The 7157-nt window shown below is 71.6% G+C and carries 2 protein-coding genes; both read right to left on the bottom strand.

What is annotated here, in order from left to right; all coding sequences use genetic code 11:
• Positions 1-41: 41 nt before the first annotated feature.
• Positions 42-5606 carry a type I polyketide synthase gene (locus tag ACN269_RS00485; protein WP_421470426.1) on the bottom strand — a complete coding sequence of 1855 codons (5565 nt, stop codon included), beginning with the start codon at positions 5604-5606 and terminating at the stop codon, positions 42-44.
• 88 nt (positions 5607-5694) lie between these two features.
• The gene (locus tag ACN269_RS00480) at positions 5695-6564 is read right to left on the bottom strand and encodes a helix-turn-helix domain-containing protein (RefSeq protein WP_421470425.1); all 870 of its coding nucleotides are present in this window, start codon (positions 6562-6564) and stop codon (positions 5695-5697) included.
• Between the last annotated feature and the right edge of the window lie 593 nt (positions 6565-7157).

Below are 7157 nucleotides of genomic sequence, written 5' to 3'. Positions count from 1 at the left end.
GTGACGGCGGCCGGGAAAGGTGGTTCTCGGTCAGTCGTGTGTCAGGTGTCGACGCGGCCGAGCGCGAGGTGGATCAGTTCCTGGGCGTCCATGCCCCTGATCGCGTTCTCGGGTGGTGCGGCGTCGCTGGGTCGGGTGCCGGTCTCGGCGGTGCCGTCACCGACGGCGGCGAGTGCGAGCACCTGGTCGAGGAGGCCGGCGGCGCGCAGCCGGGCCACCGGAACAGACGCGACGCGTCGCTGGATGGTGCGGTCGTCGGCCACGGCGGGCGTAACGTCCGCGTCGTCGGGCAGCAACCTCGACAGGAGGTGCTCGGCGAGCGCCTGCGGATTCGGATAGTCGAAGCTCACGGTCGAGGGCAGCCGCAGCCCGGTGACCGCGTCGAGGCGCTTGCGCAGTTCGACCGCCATCAGCGAGTCGAAGCCCATGTCGAGGAAGCCCTGGCCGGTGTCCACCGCGGCGGGTGTCGCGTGGCCCACGACGGCGGCCACCTGCTCAGACACCAGGTTCAGGAGTTCGCGTGACCGGCCGGCGGCGGGCAGGTCGACCAGCCGGGCCCGCAGCGCCTCGGTCTGTCCACCGGCGACGGCGGACCGTGGGCGGGGCAGTCGGACCAGGCCGCGCAGCACCGGCGGCACCCGGTCGTACGTGCCGAAGGCCTGCCGCATGACCGGGATGTCCAGCCGCGCGGCGACCACCAGCGCGGTGTCCGCTCCGACGGCCCGGTCGAAGAGCGCCAGACCGTCCTGCGGGCGCATCGGGGCCATTCCCATCCGGGTACCCCGGTCCATGTCGGCGCTCCGCCCGGCCATGCCGTCACCAGCCCAGCTGCCCCAGGCCACCGAGACCGCGGGCAGACCCGCGGCCGTCCGGTGCGCGGCGAGGGCGTCGAGGAAGGCGTTGGCCGCCGCGTAGTTCGCCTGGCCCGCTCCGCCGAGCGTCCCGGAAAGGGACGAGAACAGGACGAACGCGGTCAGCTTCGCGTCCTGGGTCAGCTCGTGCAGGTGCCAGGCGGCGTCGACCTTTGGCCGGAACACCGCGGCCAGCCGCTGGGGGGTCATCGTCTCGAGTACCCCGTCGTCGACCACGCCGGCCGCGTGCACGACTCCGGTCAGGGGATGTTCGGCCGGCACCTCCGCGAGCACGCGGGCCAGCGCTTGCCGGTCAGCAGCGTCGCAGGCGACCGTGGTGACCTTCGCACCGAGCGCGGTCAGCTCGGCGTCCAGGTCGGCGTCGGCCTGGCCGGTACGGCTCAGCAGGACGAGGTGCCGGACACCATGGATCGCGACCAGGTGCCGGGCGACCTCGCGGCCGAGCGCGCCCGTGCCACCGGTGACCAGCACCGTACCGTCCGGACCGAACGGCACGACGGCCGGCGGCGACGCCGGGCGGCGGGCCAGCCGGGGCGCCCGCAGGTCACCGTCGCGTACCGCGATCTGCGGCTCGGTCAGGCCGACGACCGCCGGAAACACTCGCGCGGAGGCGTCGGCATCGTCGAGATCGACTACGAGAAACCGGCCGGGGTGTTCGGTCTGCGCGGCGCGCAGCAGCCCCCAGACGGCCGCGCCGGCCAGGCCGTCCCGGCCTGCGCCGGGTGCGGCGTCACGGGTCACGACGACCAGCCGGGAGGAGGCCAGCCGGGCGTCGGCGAGCCAGGCGCGTACGGCGGTGAGGGTCCGGGCGGTCACGTCGAGGACGCCCCCCGGCACATCGCCGGGGGGCGGCCCCCCGCAGTAGAGCACCCCGACGGCGGGTGCCGGGACGCCAGCGTCGAGGGCTGCCGTGAGCGAATCCAGGTTCGCGTGCCAGTATCCGTCGCCCCAGGAGGGGCGCAGCGCCGCGGAGAGCCGGACGTCGTCCGGACCTACCACCGTCCAGCCGCTGGTCAGCTCGGCGGAGCGGTCGCTCGGTGGCTCCTCGACGGGCACCCAGTCGATGTGGAACAGGCTGTCGTCGGCCACCTCCCGGGCGACGAGTTGGTCGACCGCCACGCTCCGCAGGCCGAGGCTGGCGACGCTGATCACCGCGGCGCCGGCGGGATCGGCTGCGGCGAGCGTGACCTCGTCGTCGCCGACCGGTACCACTGCGACCCGCAGGGTACGGGCGCCGGTGGCGTGCACCGTGACGTCGCGCCAGCTGTACGGCAGCCGGGCCTGCGTCATGTCCCCGTCGTCGCCGAACCCTGCGGCGGCCAGCGCCTGCACCGCCGCGTCGAGCAACGCGGGATGCAGCAGGAAGCGGTCGGCGTCGACGTGCCCGGCGTCGGGAAGTCCCACCTCGGCGAAGACCTCGTCGCCGCGGCGCCACACCGCGCGCAGCCCGCGGAACGTCTCGCCGTAGTCGTGCCCGTGCAGCGCCAGCCGCTCGTACGTGTCGGTGATGTCCACCGCGGCGGCCCCCATGGGTGGCCACTCGGCGGGCACCTGGGGCGTCACCTCCGCCGAGTCGGCGGTGAGCACACCGCTGGCGTGCCGCTGCCACGGCTCGTCGAGGTCGCCGCCCTCTGGCCGCGAGTACACCCCGAGGGCGCGGTCGCCGTGCTCCTGTCGCGCCTCGACCACGACCCGCAGGTGCACGGCCGTGCGGTCGCCGATGATCAGGGGTGCGTGCAGCACCAGCTCGCGCACGCCGGGTAGGCCGACGAGCCCACCCGCAGTGGCAGCCAGCTCGACGAAGGCCGTACCGGGCAGCAGGGGTGTGTTCCACACGGCGTGCTCGGCCAGCCAGCGGTCGCTGTCCAGGCAGAGCCGCCCGGTCAGCACCACCTCACCACCCGGCACGTCGGCCACCGCCCCCAGCACCGGGTGGTCGAGCGGCCGCAGGCCGGCCCGGCCCACGTCGGCGGACGCGGCGACCGGGTCGAGCCGGTACCGCTGCCGCTGAAAGGCGTAGGTGGGCAGGTCCATGGCTCGTGCGGGACGCTGCGCGTAGACGGCGGACCAGTCGACCGGCTCGCCGGCCGTGTGCAACCGGGCCATCGCCTCGGTGATCGTCGTGAGTTCGGGGCGGCCTCGCCGGAGCAGGGCGGCGAAGACCTCGACCCCGGTACCGGGCAGCTCGGCCAGGACGTCCTGGGCGGCGACGGTCAGCGCGCCGTCCGGACCCACCTCGACGAAGCGGGTCACGTCCGCGCCGCGCAGCCACCGGACACCGTCGGCGAAGCGGACTGTCTCCCGCACGTGTGCCGTCCAGTAGTCGACCGAGCAGGCCTGCGTGTCGGTGAGCAACGCGCCCGTCACGTTCGACACCACGGGGATCTGCGGCGGGCGGAACGCCACCGTGGCGAGCACCTCGGCGAAGTCGGCCAGCATGGGCTCCATGCGGGACGAGTGGAAGGCATGTGACACCCGTAGCGGCCGGGTGCGGACGCCCTCCGCACGGCACTCGGCAGCGATCTTCCGGACCGCAGGCTCGTCACCGGAGATGACGACCGCGCGGGGACCGTTCACCGCCGCAAGACCGACATCGGCGTCGAACTCGACGAGCCGGCCGCGCATCCACTCCTCGGTGGTGGCGACGGCGACCATCGCGCCACCGCCGGGCAGCTCACGCATCAACCGGCCGCGATGGGCCACGATCCGGGCGGCATCGGTCAGATCGAACACCCCGGCCACGTGTGCGGCGGCCAGTTCGCCCACGGAGTGGCCGATCAGGTGCGACGGTCGTACGCCCCAGCTCTCCAGGAGCCGGTACAGCGCCACCTCCAAGGCGAACGTCGCCACCTGGGTGTAGTCGGTACGGTCGAGCAGCTGCGCCTCGGCGGTGTCCGGCCGGGCGAAGACAACGGTACGCAGCGGACGGTCGAGGTGAGGGTCCACTTCGGCGCAGACCTGGTCGAAGGCGGCGGCGAACGCCGGGAACGCGGCATGCAGCTCACGTCCCATCTGGGCCCGCTGGGAGCCCTGGCCGGTGAACACGACGGCGAGCCGACCCCGGTCTGCCTTCCCCCGTACCAGCTGGGATTCGGACGTGCCGGCGGCAAGCGCGTCCAGGCAGCGCAGCAGGTCGGACCGGTCAGCCGCGAGCACGGCCGCCCGGTGGGCCATGGCCGGACGCCGGGTCAGCGCCACCGCCACCTCGGCCGCGTCGAGATCGGGCCGTTCCTGGACGTACGCCCGCAGCCGCGCCGCCTGATCCCGCAGCGTCTGCTCACTGCGCGCGGACAGCAGCCACGGCAACGGCCCGGCGAGCGGCGGCGCGTCGGCCGGCTCGGGCGCCTGTTCGAGGACGACGTGGGCGTTGGTGCCGCTGAGCCCGAACGACGACACGGCGGCCCGCCGGGGACGGTCGACCACCGGCCAGGACACCGGCCCGCTCACCAGCTCGACCGCGCCCTCGCTCCAGTCAACCTGGGGCGACGGCTCGTCCACGTGCAGGGTGGGCGGCACGACGCCGCGCCGCATCGCCTCGACCATCTTGATCACTCCGGCCACCCCGGCGGCTGCCTGGGTGTGCCCGATGTTCGACTTGATCGAGCCGAGCAGCAGCGGCCGGTCCGCCGGACGGTCCTGACCGTAGGTGGCAATCAGTGCCTGCGCCTCGATCGGGTCGCCGAGGGTGGTCCCCGTTCCGTGCGCCTCGACGACGTCGACCTCCGACGCGGATACGCGTGCCTTGGCCAACGCCTGGCGGATCACCCGACGCTGGGACGGTCCGTTGGGCGCGGTCAGCCCGTTCGACCTACCGTCCTGGTTGACGGCGGTGCCCCGCACCAGCGCCAGCACGGGATGCCCGAGACGGACGGCGTCCGCGAGCCGTTCCAGCAGCAGAACCCCAGCTCCCTCGGCGAACCCGGTTCCGTCGGCTCCTCGGGCGAAGGACCGGCACCGGCCGTCGACCGACAGTCCGCGCTGCCGGCTGAAGTCGACGAACAGGTCAGGGGCGGTCATCACCGTGGCGCCTCCGGCCAGCGCCAGGGTGCACTCATTGGCGGCGAGGGCCTGGCACGCCAGGTGGAGGGCGACCAGAGACGAGGAGCAGGCGGTGTCGACCGTGACGGCCGGCCCTTCCAGACCGAAGGCGTACGCGACGCGCCCGGAGGCAAGGCTGCCCGTCTGGCCGGACGAGGAGTTCGGCATCACCCCGCTGAACACGCCGGTCCGCGTGCCCCGCAGGTCCTCGGCCGCCAACCCGGCCTGCTCGAACGCCTCAGCGGAGCACTCCAGCAGCAGGCGGTGCTGGGGGTCCATGGCGGCCGCCTCGCGCGGGCTGATGCCGAAGTGGTCGGCGTCGAACAGGGCGGCGTCCAGCAGGAAACCGCCCTGCCGGGTGTAGCTCTTGCCGGCGGCCTCCGGATCGGGGTCGTACAGGGCGGATACGTCCCAGCCACGGTCGCGGGGGAACTCGGTCACCGCGTCGCGGCCCTCGGCGACCAGCCGCCACAGCCCCTCGGGCGACTCGACACCCCCGGGGTACCGGCACGCCATTCCGACGATCGCGACGGGCTCCTGGCCGCGGCTCTCCGCTTCGTGGAGTCTCCGCCGCAGGTCCTGGATCTCGGCAGTGGCCCGCCGCAGGTAGCCGAGATACTTCTGGTCGTCCGTCATCGCGCGGTCCCCCCATGATCTTCCGGGCGGCGATCTATCCGATGGATCAACCGAAATCATCTAGACCGGCACCGGCAGGGTCCAGGCGATTTAGGCGGCGGTTTTACATGCAGAAACGGCATGCAGAAACGCCCTACCTGCGCATTTGTCAGACCGGCATGAGTGACGGAGCGGATAATCCATGCCCGGCGTGCACAGGTGCGCTCGGAGGAATGTCGATGGTCCAGACGCCCTCGAATGCGGCGAGTGTCCGAGGCGCTGTGACAATGATCGCGCTCAGGCCGCCACTGGGCAGCAGCGGACGAATGTGGGTGGCATCGGTCACATTCTCCAGAACCAGCAACGCCCGCCGTGAGCGGAGTGCCAGCCGCACCCGTCGAGCCTTCTCATCCGGCGTGTCGCCATCGCTCGGATCGATGCCCAGGAGCCAGGAAATGCGATTGGTCAATACCGCCCTGTCAAGTTGGCGCGTGTCCGCACTGAGGTAGAACTGACCGTCCGGAAAATGGCGCCGGAACCGTGCCGCAGCCTGAACGACGACCGCCGTCTTGGCGGGCCCCTGCGCGCCGACGAGTTCCACCAGTCGCACCGCGTCGCGGCCGACCGTTCCCGCCTGGTGCCGCCCGGCCGGTTCCTCCACGAGCACCTGACGCATCCACTCGATCAGCGCGGACAGCCCTCCGCACTGCTGCTGAGCAGCTGGAACAGGAGTCGGTGGCACCGGCCTTCCCGCACCGGACGGCACCGCGGCCGGGCGGGTGCCCGGCCGTTGCCGAGCGGACCGGCGGAAGTGCTCGAGAAGGTGCTCCTCCACCCGAAGCGCCTGCGCCAGGAGCGTCACCGAGCGGCGGTGCGGATTGTTGGTCCGCCCGCGCTCGAGGTCGGAAATCGCCCGAATGCTCAGTCCCGAGCGCTCCGCCAATTCCTCCTGGGTCAGGCAGGCCCGCGTCCGCAAAGTTCGTAGCAACAGTGGAAAATCCACCTCGGCAGCATTGTCCAAAACCTTCGGTGCTTCCAATTTTATTTCTTTCCCCCCGCTATCGTTAGACCACCTGAGGGAGACGCGCAATTCGCCATTCTTCACACTTGTAAATGCGAAATCGTCCACGTTGTGGGCGCACCGCCCAGGCAAGGACATTACCGAAGATGGCGATCGGTTAAAGATCAGCAGAACTTGGTCGAGTCTCTTGTACTTCGCCGAAAATTGTCAAGCGTCGGCCATCCCCCAGGCTACCGCGCGCCTCCCGTGTCTCGCGGCATCTATGGTGATCTTTATATCCGAACGCACGAAGGCATGGCAACCCGAAGGCCGCAGCGAGTTTAAAAAGTTCATCAGCGGTCCCGTCTTGGACGGTAATGCCGAATTACACGAGATTTCCGGAGTGTCGGCGTTCTATGGGTTCCCACGGAAGTAGCGTTGGGTCCGGTTAGATTCAACTCTGACCTTTTTGTACAGGTGGCCGATCGTCGCCGCAGGCCGGGTCTCCCGTGCTCAACGGTCTGCGCTCGCGGGCGAGGCGGCCGTCACGCTGGGCGGTGGGGCACGTTGCGGGCATTGGCCCGCGGACGAGGGGCCGGGACCTGACGGCCGGGCCCGGAAGCGCCGGCCGC

The sequence above is a fragment of the Micromonospora sp. WMMD736 genome, from assembly GCF_049179015.1.
In the GTDB taxonomy this organism is placed as follows: domain Bacteria; phylum Actinomycetota; class Actinomycetes; order Mycobacteriales; family Micromonosporaceae; genus Micromonospora.
The sequence above is the reverse complement of the archived record's forward strand: the minus strand, read 5'-3'. Positions and strand labels throughout refer to the sequence as shown.